Origin of the sequence: Terrisphaera buseokensis, assembly GCF_047521145.2 — a bacterium.
Classification (GTDB): domain Bacteria; phylum Verrucomicrobiota; class Verrucomicrobiia; order Opitutales; family Opitutaceae; genus ER46.
This window is the reverse complement of record NZ_CM134186.1, coordinates 4,019,512-4,037,443: the sequence shown is the minus strand read 5'-3', so window position 1 is coordinate 4,037,443 and position 17,932 is coordinate 4,019,512. Positions and strand designations below refer to the sequence as shown.

Below are 17,932 nucleotides of genomic sequence, written 5' to 3'. Positions count from 1 at the left end.
GGCGGTCGCGGTCCCGAAAGAAAATCAGCCGCTACAGATCGAACGAAGCCGACAGGATAAACTGTCGTGGATCGACGATGCGGTAGGCGAGCGGTGTCCCATCGGGAAACGCCTGCGTGGCCTGCAGGCCGCCGCCGTTCTCCTGCACGTTTTTGACGTTGAGCTGGAATCGGGCGCGCACCCGATCGCTGAAGAGCTTCGTGTTATAGCCCACGAACAGATCGACGTACGACTGGGCCGGCGAGTAGATCGGGCGGTTCGGATTGAGCGCGGTGATCGTGGTGGGCAGCGATTGCACCCCGTAAAATCCGATCGCGCCCTTGTCGGTCCAGCGCAGGGATCCGCCCACGTTCACGTTCTTCAGGATCCGGTTGTCCGTCATGCCGGAGAGCTGATAACGGGTGTTGAACTTGGCCGCGTATTTCCGGATCTGCGGGCGCGGACGGCCTTCCAGCTGGCGGTACACGGCGAGCGGTCCCTCGACGAACGTGGTGTAGTTGGTCGCAGCCGAGTTGGTCGCGTTGTAGCCGTTGGCGGTGAACGCCGTGCCGAGAATATTGCGCCAGAGCAGGTGGCCGGTGGCGCCGACCGGGAGATTCGCACCGCCGGGCGACGCCTGCGTGAAGCGCGGATCCTCGACCTTGGTCCAGACCGGCATGCGCAGGTTGATCCAATCCTCGATGACGCTGCCGGCGTTCTGGTTGATCGACTCCGTCTGGGTGACGGACGCGCTGACCGTCCAGGCGCGCGACACGTTGAGGTTTACTTCCAACTCGTGTCCCTTGGAAACAATGTCCTGCGTCGCGGCGAGCCCGCCGGCGTCGTTGGCGGCGGCCAAGCCGTCAATCTGCACCTGCGACAACCCCATCGTCCGCGCGACTTCCGCGGTGATTTGGGCGGGGGTAAATGACGGATTGAGCTGGGTGACCCACTCGGTGGCGCGGTCCTGGAGATTCCAGGCGTCGGCTGCGACCAGGCCGTCCGCGCGGAGCACGCGCTGGGCGATGGTATTGATATCGCCGTTACGCAGGTTGATCTGGTCGGTCTTGAAGTGCGCGTAGCGGACGGAGAGCCGGCCATCGAGCATGGTCATCCAGAACCCGAGGTCCTTGCTCTTGCCGGTTTGGTTGGGCAACGGGCGGAGGAAGAGATCCACCGCCGGCCCGAGCGGAATGAAGTTGTCCGACTTGTTGTAGGTGAGGCTCAGGCTGCTCGCGGCTTCGGCGAGGAACTTGCCGACGACACTGCTGCCATTGATCCGGGCGTTGAGGAATTTCAAATCGCGGAACGGGCGTACCACGGCTGAGGCCGTCTTGGTTTTGCCGCGGGCAAGGCGCCAGGTGTTCAACCATTGATCTGACGCCGCGTAATCGTAGGCCAGTAGATCCGGAGTGAGCGTGGCAAAGGGCGCGTTGCGGGAAAACACCTTGTCCTGACGCAGGCCGAACGTGGTCACCAGACGATCGTTCAGGAACGTGCTCTGGAGCACCCCGCCGACGGTTTTGACGATGAGCTGTTCGTTGGCCAGTGCACCGCCGCCATCGGGGCTGGGCGTGTAGGCGACGGTGGTCGAATCACGCCGCCAGTTGCCCGCATCACCCCAGACGAGGGGAACCGTGACGCCTTCCGGGAAGGCGCTAGGGCCGTACTGAATCCCGGCCCCGGGCGTGCTGCCGACGTAGTATTGCTCAAACATCCGGCCGACGTTGCCCGGCGCAATCTGGTAGCGGGTATTGGTGGCCGTGCGGCTGGCCAGCGGTATGCCGGCGTCGTATTGCGCCTTGATCCACGGGATGCTGAGGTTCGTGGGCGTGTGCCGATAGGAATACGTCCGCCGCTGCTGGTCCTTGTATTCGGAATAGCCGAGGAATTGCTGGGTGCCGAGCCACTTGGTCCAGCCTTCGTTCTTCGCGAGATTGAGGCGGTAGGCGAGCTGGGCCCGGGTGGTGTCCCACAGCTGCGGCTGTTCGCGCAAGAAGGGTTCGGAGCTCTTCAGATAGGGCCGGCCGTAATAGGGATTGGGCGAGCCGTCGAGATTGACGATGTTCGGGTCGGCGTAGAGCTGGCCCTGGATGCCGTTGACGCTCGCGACGCCCATGGGAAGGTTGGCGATGCGCTTGGCGTCCTCGCGCATGAAGGTGACCTGAGCCGCCAGCATGTGCCGCTGGGTGTTGAGGACGATCTGATCGAGCTGGGCGACGTAGGTGTTCACGTCGTCCCATTGCTTGCCTGACGAAAGGCTGACCTTGTCCCAATTGTAGAGCGACTTGTCCGCCAGCGCCGCGCTCGTGGCGAAGAGCGGCTGGTTGGCGCCGTAGGCGTTCACCGCGGCCGTCTGCACGAAACGGATCGTGCTCGCGACGTTGAGCAGCGGCGACGTCGCATTGGTATTGTTCGACGGTGCGGAATAGTAAGGAGCCTCGCCGTTGGCGCCGATGCGGAACACGGCCCGCGCGTCATTGCCGGCAAAATACGTCGGGAGCGTGGTGATCGGCGTGATCGAGCCGGCCTGCAACGTGCCGCCGGCACCCTGGCCGTAGCTCGTACCGTTGAGCGTGATGAGGCGGTTCGTGGGATTCCAAGCCGGCTTTCCGGCTGCGATCCAACCGGTGATGAAGTCACGCGGCGTGGTGAAGTTGGGCCGCTGGGACGCGTTGCGGTAGCCGAACCAGGAGAGGGCGACGGTGGTAGTGTGGAACGGGCGGGCCTTCACCTGCAGGCTGAGGCGGCGGGCATCTTCACCCGAGGGCTTGCGGACGAAACCCGTGTGCTGGTTCGCGTAGCTGGCGCGGACCGCCAGCTTGTTCTTCAACAGCAGGCGGTTCACGTCGAACGAGGCGCGCCAGCCGTCGTAGCTGTCACCGCGGAGTTCCGCCTTGGTGAAATTGCGGGTCATGTTGGCGGTCGACGGCACCTGGTTGACCGTGCCCGAAGAGTTGCCGAGCCCGAAGATGTTGGCGTTGGGCCCGCGGCTCAGTTCGAGCGAATCCATCCACAGCGGATCGACGGGCACGCGTCCCGTGGTCGCGATGTTGCCGAACGCGATGTTGGCCGAGCCGATGCCGCGCACGCGGTTCGCGTTGTTCGGATCGAGGCTCACGTTGTCGGTCACCGCGCCGGTGCGATCGACCTCGAACGCCGAGTACGAACCCGTGCCCTCGGTGCTGGCCATGTGGTCGAAGATGTCGTTGATATCGAGCATCGCGAAGTCGGCCATCTGCTCCTTCGTCACCACCGTGATCGACTGGCCGAGGTCCTCGATTTTCGAGTTCAGGCGCGTGCCGGACATCGTGTTCGAGGCAAAGTAACCCTTGTTGTCGGAGACGACCTCGAACGGTGAAAGGGCGACAATCTCATCGTTGGCGGGCCTTCCTGCCGCCTCGCTGACAGCGGGCACGACTGCCTTTTGGGCGGCCTCCATCGCGGCGAGTTCGTCCGGGTCGAGTCTGCCGTTTCGGTTGGTATCGTAACGGGCGAGGGTCGCGGCATCAGGCCCGGCCCTGGTTGCCGGAGCCAACTGAGCATGGACAGAAGTGGCGGCGAGGAGCAGCAGGCCGAGCGGTGTGAACCGGGCGAAACGGAAACGGGGTGGTACGGACGAGGTTTTCATGGCGGGTAAGGGGTTCACTTGCGTCACATCCAGACGAACGCAAGCGGATCGAGCGTGACCGCGCGTCCGGGTCCGCCCCAGCCTGGTTCTGCGCTCATTGTTGACTGCAAGGAGCGGAAAGCGGTTCAAAGCGGTGCAAAGGAGTCTGGGTACCCCCGGGACCGCGACCGCCCTCGGTCGCATTTGTTCTAAAGCGACCGCGGGCGGTCGCCGTCCAGTTACAGCCGTGTAGCCCCCTCAATCCCCTTGGCCACCGCCGATGAGATTTAACGAGCTGATCGTCCGCATCTGCGCCGCGACGCTCAGAGCCCGAGGCGCGCCGCGAAACGGAACGATCGGCCCTCGCCCCACGCACCGGTGGCCAGCGCGAAGGAGCGGAAGTAATCTTTGTCGAAGAGATTGTTCACGTTGATGCTCAGGTCGACGCGGCGGTTGCGGATCTTCGTGCGGTAGCCGAACATGACGTTCCAGAGCGTGTAGCCGCTGGTCCAGAGCTCCTCGGCGACGCCGTCGTTGTTGAGATCGAAGTTGCCCTGGTAGGACTTGTCGCGGAACTGCACGCTGCCGCCGAACGAGAAATCCTTCAGCGGACCGCGGTCGAAACGGTACATCGTGACGAGGTTGGAGCGGAGCTTGGTGAAACCCGGCAGCGGCGTGCCGTCGGGCGCGCTCGCGAGAAAGGCGTCGGTATCGGGGGTGGCAATACTGCGGGCCTTCGCCCGGGCTTGGAAGTCCTTCAATTGCGGATACCGTTCCGAGGTCGCGAGATCGTTCTTGGAGAAATTCCACGTCAGTCGCCAGGCCTTGGTGAGATTGGCGGTGGTCTCGAATTCCAGGCCGGTGGACTTGGTGGTCTGGATGTCGGTGCCCGTGGTGTCGATGTCGCCGCCGAAGATCGGGCCGAGTTCCGTTTGCCGCACGTTGGCCGGAATGGCGGGATTGGCGGCGTTCTTCGTCGCGTTGGTGATGAAGTACGTCCAGTTCGACTCGACCCGGCCGCCGAGGAAACTCCAACGCAGGCCGAACTCCTGGCCGTCACCCATGAGCGGCCCGCGCAATTTGCCGGGCGTGAGCTGGGCGCCGCCGACGCCAGACGAGAGCGACACGCTCTCGGCGTAGTTGTAGTACGCGCCGACGAACTTCGCGAAATGGACCACGGCGCCGTAGGTGTACGAGTCCTCGGTGATCCGCGTGCGCACGACGCTCAGCGGCGTATCAAGCTTGTAGGTACCGCCGGTGACCGGATTGTAGAAGTCGCGGCTCGGATCCTGGTTGAAGGAACTGCGGCGCCAGCCGAGCAGCGTGTGGACGCGCCCGTTGAAATAGGCGCCGTCGGAACCGATGCCGTAGGCGGGCGTGCGATAGAGCCGGCTGGAGAGACGTCCGGTCGCGCTATCAGCCTGCATGTCGCGCAGGATCACCGACTGGCCCGGCACCGGTCCGCCGCGGGTCAGCGCCGCGCGGTCGCCGTCCTTCAAATAGAAGCGGCGGTAGAAGAAATTTTGGGCAACCGTGTTCACGTTCGCGGTGTACGCCGCGAGCGTCTGCGCGGAACTGAGCGTGCCCTTGAAATTGCCGCTCGCGGGATCGACGAACTCCGTGAAGCGGAAATCACCGGGCTCGGCGTCGTGATACACGGCGCTGCCGACCAGCTTCTGGGTCGTGAACGGCAGCTTGAGTTCGTACACGGCGGTGAGGCGCGCGTTGTGGACCGCCTGGTTGTTGTTGTTTCGCCGGGAGTAGTACTCCGTGTAGAGCTCGTTGAAGTACGGATTGACGACACCGCTCGGCAGCGTGGCGTTGGTGTCGCGATAGACGGAGCCCGCCGAGCTGCCGACGCGCTCGGTCGTCGATTTCTCGATGTCAAAATACGTGTAGCTGGCCTGGAGGCTCAGGGCGTCGCCGACCCGCTGGTCGACGTGAAAGCCGAACGCGAGTTCCTTGCTGTCCTGCACGGAATCGGGCCCGAGGAAGTTGAACTCCCGCGGCATGATCTGCTCGTTGGCGAGCACGATGGTGGTGCCGTTCGAGCGGCGGCGATTGACGGTGTCGTAGCTGAGGCCCAAAGCGGGGATATAGGTGCGGCCGCCGGTGGTGGCGGTGAGGGCGGTGGTGGCACCGGTCCGGGCGGTCACGCTGAAACCGTCGGCGAGCATGTTGCTGCCGATCACGCCATCTTGGCGGCGATACTCGATGTCCGCGTTGATCTGGGTGTGACGGAACGGACGCCAGTTGCCCGTCACGTAGATCCCGCGCAGGTCGCGCTCCGCGTGATGCTGCTGGGTGCCTTCGTGCGAGTAAACGAGCGCGGTGCGCACCGCGAGGTTCGGAGCGAGGCGGCGGTTGACGTCGAGTTCGACGCGCCGCAGCTCGTTCGAGCCGAAGATGAGATTGGCGTTCTGGAAATCGCGCGATGACGCCTGCTTGGTCAGCTGGTTGATCAGCCCGCCGGCCGTGCCCTCGCCGTAAAGGAAGGCGTGCGGGCCGCGAAGCAGTTCAACGCGTTCGATGGCGTAGGCGTCGGTTGTGCCGCCGTACCAGGTGACGCCGTTGCGGAGCCGGAGATTGGCGACGATGCCGCGGAAGACGAAGCTCTCGTTGGCGTTCTCGCGGTTGGTGTCGATCTCACCCGTGACGCTGAAGTACATCGCGTCGGAGAGTTTCACCGCGATGAGGTCGTCGAGCAGCTCGCGGTTGAGTACGGAGATCGAGTTTGGCGTGTCGCGCAGATCAGCGAGCGTGCGGGAGCCCGAGATCGTCTGGGTTGAACGGTAACCTTCGTCCTTGTCGGAGTTGACCTGGAAGATCGAGAGGACGACCGGGGCGGTTTTCGCTTCTGCGGCCAGCAACGGAGGGAGTGACGCGGCGACGGTGAGGGCGGCGGCGAGTAGGCGGGTGATTTTCATGGTGAGTATGGGGGCTCGAACGGTGGCTGGGAGACCAGCCGCCCTGCCATCAATCGCGGCCGAGGGCGAAGATCGCGTCGAGGGCGCGGCTGGTGTTGTGAATGAGAATCTCGGGGCAGTGTTTGTAGAACGGCACCGGCGGGATCATCTCGGCGGCGATCCAGCCGTCGTAACGGATGGAGCGGAGCGCGCGCATGACGGCGGGCCAGTTGACATCGCCGGAGAGCAGGTCGCAGAAACCGTCGACGGAACCGACCGCGCGGCGGTAGTCCTTGAAGTGAACCCGGCGTATCCGGGGACCGAGCACGTCAATCCAGTGCTCCGGGTAGCCGGTGAGCAGGGTGTTGCCGGCGTCGAAGTAAGCGCCGACCGCGGCACTGCCGACGGTGTCGATGAAGCTGCGGAACTCGAGCGGGCTCAGGAGGAACTTGTTCCAGACGTTCTCAATGCAGAGCGAGACGTTCGCGGCTGCGGCCACGGGCGCGAGCCGGCGGACGAAATCGAGCGCGCGGTCGTAGGCGTCGGCATAGGGCACCACCTCGGCGCCCGGAATGAAGTCGACCCCGACCGCGCCGGGCACGACGAGGATCGCGTCGATGCCGAGTTGCTGCGCGCAACGGATCTGTGCGCGCAGGATCTGCTCGGCGCGCGCGCGCATGGCCGGGTCGGCGCTCGCGGCGTTGGCTCCCCAATAGAGTCCGGTGGCGAGTCCGCTCGGCACAAGACCGGCGGCATCGAACTGCCGGCGGACGGCGGCGAGCTCGGCGTCGCTCGAGGTGAGGCCCACCGGGCCGTTCTCAGTGAGATCAACTTCGAAGCCGGAGAAGCCGGCATCGCGGGCGAGCGCCAGTTTGCGTTCGAGGGGCCAGTCGAAGGGGAAGGACCAGACGCTGATGGATTTTTTCACCGGGAGGCAGGGGCAAGGGTGATGGTGCGGCCCGTGGCGGCCGATTTGATCTCCGCCAGGATGGTGCGGACCGACTCGGCACCCTGGGTGGGCGTGGCGATCGCGGGATCGATGCCGCGTTCGAGGCAATCGACGAAGTAACGCAGTTCGTTGTAGTAGCCGCCGAGCGCGGAGAGGTTGCCGCCGCCGGCCTTCGCCTCACCGACCTTGGGCGGGTGGAACGGCAGGGGCCGACGCGGTCGCCGGCCCTCGGTGATCAGCAGCGGCGTGGCGCTGCGGCTGTCGTATTCGATCACGGCCCGCTCGTAGATCGCCTCGAAGCCCATTTGAAAACCCCACTGCGCCGGATAATTCCAGCCGCCGGACGCAGTCACGGCGATGTCAGCAAAGCGATACGTGGTGAAGATGTGGCTCCAGCCGCCGGCGTCGCGGGTGCCGACCGAGCTCACCGCCTGCGGCGCGCCGAGCAAATGGTGTACGAAGTCGGTGTCGTGAACGTGCAGGTCGAACGCCGCACCGCCGGACTCGTCGGCGCGATCCAGCCAGTTGCCGACGCTGTAGCTGGGCCGGCCTGAACGCCGGTAGAGATAAAGGCTCCGCAGCGGGCCGCCGCGGCCCGAGCGGTGGAATTTCTCCAGCGCCTGGTACTCGGGCCAGAAACGGATGCACTGGCCGATCTGCATGCGAATGCCGGCACGGTGCGCGAGATCGGCGAGGGCGCGCGCTTCGCGGTCGGTGGGCGCGAACGGCTTTTCACAAAAGACGTGGCAGCCGGCCGCGATGGCGGCGCGCACGTAGCGGCCGTGGTGCGGCGTGGGTACGCAGATGTCGACGGCGTCGGGTCGGCCGGCGGCGAGTGCCGTGTCGAAGTCGGGATACACGGGAACATCCAGGCCGAGACCGCGCAGTTTTTCGCGCGCCGCGGCGTCGCGTTCGTCCACGACGCCGACGAGCGACGCGTGGCGCAGACGAGCGTAAACCTGTGCGTGCAGACTGCCCATGAAGCCGAAACCGATGATAAGGATTTTTTGCATGAACGAAGGGGTTGGGTGCGGAAAACTATCGAGTGATGGGTTGGGAAATGCGCAGATACGCGAAGAAGTCGCGTAGCTCGCGATCGGAAAGCCCTTCGAGCAGGCCTTCCGGCATAAGGCTGCGACCGACGGGCCGGAGTTCCTTCACGTCGGACTGGCGCAGTGCGATGTCCTCGCCCTCGAGTCCGCGGAGCACGACGACCTGGCTGTCGCGCTCGACGAGAAAGCCGCTGAGGCTGCGACCGTCCTTGGTCTCGAGCAAAGTGTACTCGAAGCCTTCGCGAATCTCGGCGTTGGGATTCACGATGCTGATGAGCATCGTGCCGAGGTTGTCGCGTTGATAGTAGGTGAGATCGGGTCCGACTTTTCCGCCCTTAAAGAACAGTTTGTGGCAGCTCGCGCAGCGCGCGGTGAACGCCGCCTCGCCGGCGTACGGATTGCCGGGACCGCCGCGCAGCACTGCCTCGATCTCTGCGATCCGGCGATTCCAGTCGGGCGCGGCGGCGGCCGGCGGGGCCGCGGGAAAGAGTTTTCCAATCAAACCAGCCACGCGCTCGTCCCGATGGGCGCGCATGCGGGCCACCATGTCGGGGGGGACGTCACCGACCGGCACGCTTCCGGCCTCGACGGCGCGGAGCAACGCCACGCTCCACTCCGCGCGGCTCGCCAGCAGCGCGAACGCCGCGGTGCGGACGGTGCCGTTGAGTTTGGGCACCAGGCCTGCGGCCCAGGCGCCGGTGTCGGGCACATCGTAGATCATCAACGCCACGAGCGCGGCGCTGCGCAACGGCGCGGGATTCGCGGTGCCGGCGGCGAGCGTGCGTAACACCGGGACCGACGCCGGCACGGGTACTTCGCCGAAAACCCGCGCGTAGAAAACGCGTTCCGCCGCCGGAGCCTTGGCGTTCTGCAGCAGCGTGAGTGCATCGCGAATCGCCGTCTGATCACCTTGCCGCACCCGCAGCACGAGCGGAGTTTGGCCGGTGTCCGCGAGCGCTTGCATCAGTTCGTCGGGCAGGCCCACGGTCTCGCGGCCGCGATACGCTTCCTCAAACCCCTTCATCAACGCCGCCGCGTGCACGGGCGAGGGCGCGAGCCGTAGCAGACGGGCGCAGACCAACAGATCCTCGCGACGGCCTTCCATCGCGAAGCGTTTCATGATGCGAGGCAGCAGGTGCTGCTGCACGAGCGGACGCTGCCACAGCTCCGGTCGCGTGAACCACTCGAGGACGGCGGCGCGGTTGAGCCGCACGTGCGCCTCGAGGATCCACCAGGTCAGCAGTGGAATGTAGGTGTCGGACGCATCCGCATCGCCACTCGCGGCCGGCCCGTCGGGCAGTGCAGGACGGGGCGAACAGAACGCCGCGGCGAGTCGCAGGGCGTCGGTCGTCGGCAGCCGCCGGGCGGTGGACAACAGCTGGCCGCGCACCTCGGCATTCGGTTCGTCGCGGGCCAGTTTCTCCAGGGCGGAAAGGAGCGCGGCCGATGCCGCCGGCGGCGGCGTGGCCTTCGCCGCGGCGAGGCCGAGGCCGCGATTTTCGCCGTGACGCTCCCCGAAGAGTCGAACGGCCCAGGTGCGGACGGACGAGTGTTCGTGGCGCAAGGCCGCGAGCGTCGTCGCCTCGTCGAGCGCGTCCAGTTGGTGGAGCGCCCACACCGCCGCGAGGGCACCGAGTCCGCGATCGCGTGCGAGCAATGCGCGGAGTTGGGGGGCGACGTTGACGGCGCGACGTTCGCCGAGGAGGCGGACTGCGGTGAGCCGGTGCCACTTGTTCGCGTGCGCGAGAAACGGCACGAGGTCCGCGGAGGACTTGGCGAAGAGGTTGGTGTCGCGCTCGAGCGGGAGATCACGGCCGCGCAGCCGGTAAAGGCGGCCGGTGCTCGGATCGATCTGGTTCTGATAGTGCTGACCGTGCGCGATGTAATACTCGTACATGTCCGAGACGTACATCGAGCCGTCGGGGGCGTTCGCGCTGTAGATCGGCCGGAACGCCACATCGCTGCTCTTCGCCACGACACCGAGATCCTTGGTCTCAAACGTGGCGCCGAGCGGGCGGCGTTCCACGTCGATGATCTCGTTGTGCAGCGGATCGAGGGCGAAGAGATGGCCGTGATATTTGGCGGGCAACGCCGTGCCGTCGACAAACGCGCCGTAGTGCGAGAACCGCGCGACGGGAGTGAGCGTCGCCATCTTCGGCAGCTCGCCGAACGAGTAGGGATTGCGCGCCGGCCCGAACTTCGCGGGCGTCACGCCCTGCATGAGAAAGAAGCCGCCCTGCACGTAGTGGAAACCCCGTGACGTCCCGCTGTTCAGGCCCGAATAGAGCCGGCCTTCCGCGTCGAGCTCGAGGCCGAACGGATTGCCGGAGCCTTCACTGAACAGTTCGTACGCGCGAGTCTCCGGGTGGTAACGCCAGACCATGCAGCCTTCGAAATAAACGCCGGGCGCGTTGGCCGGCTCGAGGCCGGGACGCGTCACGCGCGAAGAACTCGTGCTGCCGTGACACCCGTAAAGCCAGCCGTCGGGTCCCCAGACGAGTCCGTTCGAAACCGAGTGCGTATCCTCGAGGCCGAAGCCCTGCAGGTGCACCACCGGCGGCCCGTCGGGGACGTCGTCAAAATCGGCATCGGGATAAAACAGCAGGTACGGCGGGTTCATCACCCAAACGCCGCCGCGCCCGCGCAGCGCGGAGTTCGCCATGTTGAGTCCGTCCTGAAACACCTTGTGCCGATCGAATTTCCCGTCGCCGTCGGTGTCCTCGTGAATCGAAATCAGGTCCGCGCCGCGGTCATGATTCGGCGGTGGTGGCGGCACGCGATCGTAAACGGCGCGGTAGTAGGCGTCGCGGCTGACCATCTTGATCCCGGCGGGATACGGATACTGCCGGTACTGCGTGACCCAGGTGCGGCCGCGTTCGTCGAAGCTCAGATGCGTGCCCTGCGCGATCAGCGGCTCCACGAGGATGAGATCAATCGCGAGATCATCGGCGGGCTTTAACTTCGCGAGCGACTCCGCGGGCCCGAGTTTCGGACCCGTTACGAGCTGCTTGGTGCGCGTCAGAACGCGGCTCGAGCTGCGGAATTCCGAGAATGACGATCGTGCGGGTTTCTCGGCGAGCGCACCGCCCGGCGTGTAACCATCGTCCGGCAGGAACTCCCACGCGCCCTCGAGCATGCACTCGAGGTTGTAGGTCATGATCGACGGCGCCTCGCCGAGGAAACCGCCGGGGCCGGTGCGGTTGTAGATGCGGATGGCGATCTCGTTCCACTGGTCCTTCTTGAGGGTGCCGACCGGGACCTTGTGCGCGTAGCGATCGGTGCGGCCGCTCTCGAAGGCCGGCGGGAAACGTCCGCCTGAACCGACGCGCACGCCGTTGACGAACGCCTCGTGGGCGTCGGCCACGTCGCTGAGATTAATCGTTACGGATTCCTCGAAGAGATTGCGCTCGTGACTCGTGAAGAACAGCGGCGCAGGCCGGACCCAGGTGCGATACCATACGGCGCCGTCGAGCGAACGTGCGGCCGGTGGACCCTTTTCCTCCCAGGCACCGGGCGCGGTGGCGACGGACCAGTCCGCGGCGTGCGCGGTGGCGGCGAGGAGGAAGGCGAGGGTGAGGGACGAGGGACGAAGGAGAGTCATGAAAACGGTGCGGTGAAATTCAGGGCTTGAGTGGTTTCGCCGTGTAGGTGGGCCACACGATGGTCTTCGCCTCGTATCCAGGATCCTGGAACGCAGGCCACACGGGCCGATCGGCGCGGACGCCGGCGTGGAACTCGGCCAGTTTGCCGCGCATGGTTTCCAAGCGCGCGGGTTCCTGCGTGGCGAGGTCGCGCTTCTCGGACGGGTCAGCCTCGAGGTTGTAAAGCTCAAAGCCGGTGAGCTTCGCTTCGCGCAGGATGGCGAACTGCGCCTCAGTGAACTCCGCGCCCTTCGGCCGCGGCGCGTCGAAGTGCGCGAGAATTTTCCATGGCCCGTCTCGCAGCGCGACCTGGGGACCGTTCGGGGCCCAGAGGTACTCCCAGAACAGCGGTTTCGGGCGCGTCACCGCGCGGCCCGCGAACAGCGCGGCAACGCTCGTGCCGTCGAGGGTGCGGTCGGCGGGCGCGGGCACGCCGGCGATTTCGCACAGTGTCGGCAGCACGTCCACCCCACTGACCGGCGTCGCGCTCGAGGAGCCGGGGGTAATCCTGCCAGGCCAGCGCACGATGCCGGGAACCCGGATGCCACCTTCGTAGGTGTGGCCCTTATACGCGCGAAGGCTGCCCGACGAGCCGACGTTGTGCCACTTGGTGCGGGCAGGACCGTTGTCGGAGGTGAACCAGACGAGCGTGTTGTCGGCCAGGCCCTGGGCGTCGAGAGCCTCGAGGACGCGACCGATGGCGGCGTCCAGCTGCGTGACATTGCCATAGTACGCGGCGCGGCTCGGATCGTCCGGGTACTTCGCACGGTAGCGGGCGCTGTACTGCGGATCGGTGACCACGGGTTCGTGCGGCTCGTTGAACGCGACGTAGAGGAAAAACGGCTTCGTGCGATCGCGGTCGGATTGCAGCCAGCGCACCGCTTCGGCTGCGACGATCGGACCGGAGTATCCCTTTTGCGGTCCCTGCGGAATGCCGTCGCTGACGAAATTGAACGGGTCGCGATGATTCGGCAGCGCGTTGTTCTGGACGGCGTACCAGTGTTGGAAGCCGTGATCGACCGGTTGCGGCTGGCCCGGGAGGTTGAAGAATCCGTTCAGGTGCCACTTCCCGGACTGCGCCGTGGCGTACCCGCTGTCGCGCAGCAACGTGGCGATCGTGATCTCGCTGTTGCGTAGATGGGCCGGGCTCATGAACGGGATCGCGTTGAGCACGCCCACGCGGCCGGGCGTGCGTCCGGTCATGATGCCGGCGCGCGCCGGCGAGCACACGGGCGAGGCGGAATAACACTGCGTGAGCTTCAACCCGCCGGCGGCGAGGCGATCGAGATGGGGCGTCGCGATCTCGGGGTGCCCGAAGCACGCGAGGTCGCCGTAGCCGAGATCATCGGCGATCAGAAAGAGGATGTTCGGTTTCGCCGCCGGCGCCGCAGTGAGGGGCGCGAGCGCGGCGAGGAGCGGGAGCAGGCGGAGGAATTTCATCGGGAGTGGGGATCGCTGCGGAGGAACGCGAGAAGGTCGGCCATGCGGGCTTCGGTGAGCGTGCCCTCGAGGCCCTGGGGCATGAGCGAGAGGCCGAGAGGTTTGGACGCGGTGATCGTGCGCCGCGGCAGCGTGTCGGTGCCGCCAAGCCCGCGCACCACGACAGCGTCATCGCTTTCCGAAAGAATAATTCCCGTGGCGGCGCGCCCGCCTTCCGCCTCGAACGTGAATGCCTCCCAGCGCGGCTCGATCGTGTTGTTGGGATCGAGGATGTCGGAGAGCAGCATCTCCGCCGACTTGATCCGGACGTCGGTGATGTCGGGCCCGAGATCGGCGCCCTCACCGCGGAAGCGATGACAGACGGCACAGGTCTGCGTGAAGATCACGTGGCCGCGTGCAGCGGAGCCTGCGAGTGTCGGCACGGCGCTCGCGTAGCGGCGGACGAGCTGCTTGCGGTCGCCTTCCGTCGAGCCGAAGACTTCGCGGCCCAGCGTGCGGACTTCCTCGGACGTGGAATTCGCGATCAGCCAGCGCCCCATGGCGTCGACGAGCGAAGGATTCAGCCGGCCGGCCTTGATGTTGCGCAACAGTTCGGCCGGATTGGACTGGAGATACTGCAGTGCGCCGGCGCGGGCGACACTGCCCATGGCGTCAAGTGAACGATACAGCACGGCGGACACGGCGGCCCGATCGAGATGACGGAGCATGTCGACGGCGGCGCGTTGGATCTCCGCGGGCTCCCGGCGATCCGTGAGCGTACCCACGAGGGCAGCCGCCTCGGCCTTGGGCAGCTGCTCGAGCAGGGGAATGGCGGCCAGCCGATCAGACGTGGGCCGGCTGCGGTCCGCGAGCACGGCAGTCGAGGCCGTAGCCAGACGCCGGATACCGCCGAGCAACGGCGCGAGCTCGGCGGGCGGGGCGGCAAGAAGTTCGTTCACACTCTTGGGCAGGTGCGCGACCGGCTGCCGGCGCAGGCCCTCGGCGAGGCCGCGGAGGGCGGCGAGCTGCCACCAGGAACCGCTGGAACTGGTGGTCGTGGCGTTGAGGGTTTCGAAAATTGGTCGCAGCCCCGCGGAATCGCCCTGCGCCGCCAGGATGGAGGCGAGCCCGGCGACGAGTTCGATGCGACCGCGCGTGCCCTCGGCGGCGAACGCCCGATCCTGGGCGAGCGTCGCCAGCACCCGGCCGGAAAGCGTCGCGGGCGAACTCAACACCGCGCGGCGGAACCAGGCGTCCTCGCTGTCCCGCTGCGCGGCGCGCACGAGCAGCGCTTCGGTCGCAGCGTCAGTGAAGCCACCGGCGATCAGCAGCGCCGCGAAGCGCAGCCGGGCGTCAGCGTGCTCCGTGAGAGCGCGCACGCGTTGCTGCAGGGACTCGCTCGGGCCGAGGAAGGGAGGTGTCAGCCAGAGGGCAAATTCCGCGACGCGCGGTTCAGCGTCCTCCAAGGCGACCTGCAAATGCGCGGCCGACAGTTTCCCGAGTCCCTCAATCGTGCCGAGCGCGTGCAATCGGGCCGGCGCAAACGAACCAGCGCGAAGCAGTGCCTCGAGGGCGGGCAACGCAGCCACGCCACCGGTTTCGACGAGCAGACGCTGGGCGGTGTCGCGGTACCAGCCGTTGCGATGTTCGAGCATCGCGACGCGGCCGGCGGGATCGGATGGAATCGGGGTGAAGCGACGCGATGCGGCGCCCGTGGGCACGACCCGGTAGATGCGACCGTGGCTGGAGCCGGCGCCCATGTCGTTGGTCTTGACGTAATCGTCGGGAAAGAAGCGCGAGCCGTCGATGAAGCGGCGGTACATGTCGACGATGTAGAGCGCGCCGTCGGGACCGGACGTGACATTGACGGGCCGAAACCATTCGTCGGAACTCGCGAGAAACTCGCGGTCGGGGTGCGCCCGTCGCGCCTGCAGGGTCGTGGCGGCGGGGGCAATCTTCCAGCGCGTCACGAGCGAGGCAGTGGGTTCGCAGACAAACAAGTCGCCGGCGAAGCCGTCGCCGAGCAGATCGCCACGGTACAGCCCGGTGCCGCACGCGGCGGTGAAGGTGCCGGCGTGGGCGCTCGAGGTGGTGCGAAAGGTCCGCAGCGGATAAACGCGCGTGTCGCCGCCGGCCGGAATGATATCGTCATCGCCACGGGTGAGCAGCGCCGCGGGATTGCGTTCGAGGAACGGCCGCGGGAGCACGGCCAGCATGCCTGGGTTGCGGTTCGAACTCGCGAAACGGCGGCCCCAATCATCGATCGCCTGCCCGAACTGGCCGGCGCCGGTGGCCGGTTCGAGCGCGCCGGTCGCAGGATTCCAGCGGACGTTGCTGGTGATCGTGAAGCGCCGGTCGGGCGCGTTCGCGGGGGCGAGTTCCTGTTTGAAGAGGCCGAGGTTGAGATAAATCCAGTTGTCCGGATTGCGGCGCGGCGCGGACATCTGGCGGTCGACATGGATTGAGGGCGCGATGGTGAACAGCACCTCGGTGCGATCGGAACGGCCGTCGTCGTCGGTGTCGTGCAGCCAGAGGAGGCCGGTGTTGGTGGTGACGAGCAGGCCGTCCCGCACGCGAAGAATGCCCTGCGCATAATCGAGGTCGTCGGCGAAAATCGTGGCGCGATCCGGTCGGCCATCGCCGTCGGTGTCCTCGAGCCGCTTGATGCGCGAACGAGGCCGCGCGGCCTCGCGATTGTAGCCGTTGTTCTCGACCACGAACATTCGACCGTGCTCGTCCCAGGTGATCTCCACCGGATCGCTGACGAGCGGCTCCGACGCCACGAGCTCGATCTGCAGTCCCGGCTCGACGCGGAACGACTTCAACGCTTCGTCGGGCGGCAGCGGGCGCGACTGAATTTCCGGTTCGCCCGAGAAGCGGGCCGCGAGGAGCGGCGAGGTGAACGCGAGCAGCGTGGCGGCGAGCGCGAGGGCCCGGCGAACAAAGGGGGAGGCGAGCGTCATGGGGCTTGAAGTCGGGCGGCGTTGCGGCCGCCGTTCCAACGATCGAAACGGGGATCGGCGTAGGTGGAAAAGAAAGCGGCGAGGCGCGCGGCGGCGTCGGCGCGCGGTGCTTCGGTGCCGGGTTGGCCGTAGAGGTTGAAGCGTTCGCGCGGGTCGGCCTCCATGTCGTACAGCTCGAACGGCCCCGCCGGGTGCCGCGCCACGTACTTCCACCGATCGGTGCGAATCGCGCGCGTGTCCTCCATCTCGTAGTAGATCACGTTGTCCCAATCCGCGGCGCGGCCCGCGAGCACCGCGGAGAAATTGCGGCCGGGTGAGCGCGGTCGCGCGGGCATCCGATCGCCGATGCCGAGGTGACTGAGGACCGACGGCAGGAAGTCGTAGTTGCTGACGAGGAAGTCGCAGGTGCGGCCGGCGGCAATGCGGCCGGGCTGCCGGAACAGCAGCGGAATCTGCATCATCAGCTCGTGGGCGCCAAACGGCTTCGTGTGATCGCCCATGCCCCAGATTCCATTCTGTCCGCCCATCCAGCCCTGATCCGCGGCGTAGACGACGATCGTGTTCTCATCGAGGCCGAGTCGGCGGAGGGTCGCCATGATCTCGCCGACGCCGTCGTCGACGCCGCTGGTTTCGGCCGCGAGGCGCTCCATCGCCGCCTGCTGGTTATGAAACTGCTTGTTCGCGGACTGCCACGGATGCATCGCGTCGACGGGGAAACTCTTGAAATGCCGGTCACGGTAGTAGTCCGCGTGGCGGTTGCGCGCGCGGTTGAGCATCAAGTTGCCCAGCGAATACGGGCCGTTGTAGGCGAGATAGAGGAAGAACGGCCGGTCCTGATTGCGCTCGATGAACTCGACGCCCTTCCGCGTCCAGAGATCCGTCGTGTATCCAGCTTCCTGACGCAGGCGTTCGTCCTCGATCACGGGCTGATCGTAGAACTCCTGCGTGGAGCCGTCGGGTTTGGTGATCCAAAACGAGAAGCCCTCGCTCGGATGGAGATTGTCGCCGAGGTGCCACTTGCCGCTGAGGCCGCAGACGTAGCCGGCGTCGCGCAGGATTTCACCCAGCGAGGTGAATTCCGCCAGGCAGTTCACCGCGCGCGGCCCCATCATGAGGTTCTGGGCGACCGGTGTATGCAGGCCGTGCTGCGACGGAATCAAGCCGGTGAGAAACGTGGCCCGGGTCGGCGAACACACCGGATTGCTGCTCAACGCGCGCGTGAAGCGCACACCCTCGCCGGCGAGCCGGTCGATGTGCGGCGTGCGGATGTCGGGATTGCCGTAGCAGCCGAGCGTCCACGCGCCCTGGTTGTCGGTCAGAATGAACACCACATTGGGCCGCGCCGCGGTGGCGCCCTCCGCGGCCAGCGATGCGGTGACAGTGAGAAACAGAAGCGTGACGAGGACGTGCATG

At 66.3% G+C, this 17,932-nt stretch carries 8 protein-coding genes; all 8 read right to left on the bottom strand.

Annotation, left to right across the window (positions count from 1 at the left end; translation table 11 throughout):
• Positions 1 to 31: 31 nt before the first annotated feature.
• On the bottom strand, positions 32 to 3,610 hold the full coding sequence (locus ACLJEU_RS15080; protein WP_414661617.1) for a TonB-dependent receptor: 3,579 nt from the start codon (positions 3,608 to 3,610) through the stop codon (positions 32 to 34).
• Positions 3,611 to 3,912: 302 nt separating this feature from the next.
• Entirely contained in the window at positions 3,913 to 6,516 is a 2,604-nt protein-coding gene (locus ACLJEU_RS15075; protein ID WP_414661618.1) for a TonB-dependent siderophore receptor, read from the bottom strand.
• 49 nt (positions 6,517 to 6,565) lie between these two features.
• Entirely contained in the window at positions 6,566 to 7,423 is an 858-nt protein-coding gene (locus tag ACLJEU_RS15070) for a sugar phosphate isomerase/epimerase family protein (protein WP_414661619.1), read from the bottom strand.
• On the bottom strand, positions 7,420 to 8,457 hold the full coding sequence (locus ACLJEU_RS15065; protein WP_414661620.1) for a Gfo/Idh/MocA family protein: 1,038 nt from the start codon (positions 8,455 to 8,457) through the stop codon (positions 7,420 to 7,422). Before ACLJEU_RS15065 ends, ACLJEU_RS15070 begins: the two co-directional genes overlap by 4 nt.
• 25 nt (positions 8,458 to 8,482) lie before the next feature.
• Positions 8,483 to 12,097 (bottom strand): PVC-type heme-binding CxxCH protein, encoded by a 3,615-nt coding sequence (locus ACLJEU_RS15060; RefSeq protein WP_414661621.1) that lies wholly within the window; start codon positions 12,095 to 12,097, stop codon positions 8,483 to 8,485.
• A gap of 19 nt (positions 12,098 to 12,116) precedes the next feature.
• The gene (locus ACLJEU_RS15055; protein WP_414661622.1) at positions 12,117 to 13,577 is read right to left on the bottom strand and encodes a sulfatase family protein; all 1,461 of its coding nucleotides are present in this window, start codon (positions 13,575 to 13,577) and stop codon (positions 12,117 to 12,119) included.
• Positions 13,574 to 16,519, bottom strand: a complete 2,946-nt coding sequence (locus ACLJEU_RS15050) for a PVC-type heme-binding CxxCH protein (protein WP_414661623.1) — start codon at positions 16,517 to 16,519, stop codon at positions 13,574 to 13,576. The genes ACLJEU_RS15055 and ACLJEU_RS15050 overlap by 4 nt, the downstream gene beginning before the upstream one ends.
• Positions 16,516 to 17,931 carry a sulfatase family protein gene (locus tag ACLJEU_RS15045; protein WP_414661624.1) on the bottom strand — a complete coding sequence of 472 codons (1,416 nt, stop codon included), beginning with the start codon at positions 17,929 to 17,931 and terminating at the stop codon, positions 16,516 to 16,518. The genes ACLJEU_RS15050 and ACLJEU_RS15045 overlap by 4 nt, the downstream gene beginning before the upstream one ends.
• Between the last annotated feature and the right edge of the window lies 1 nt (position 17,932).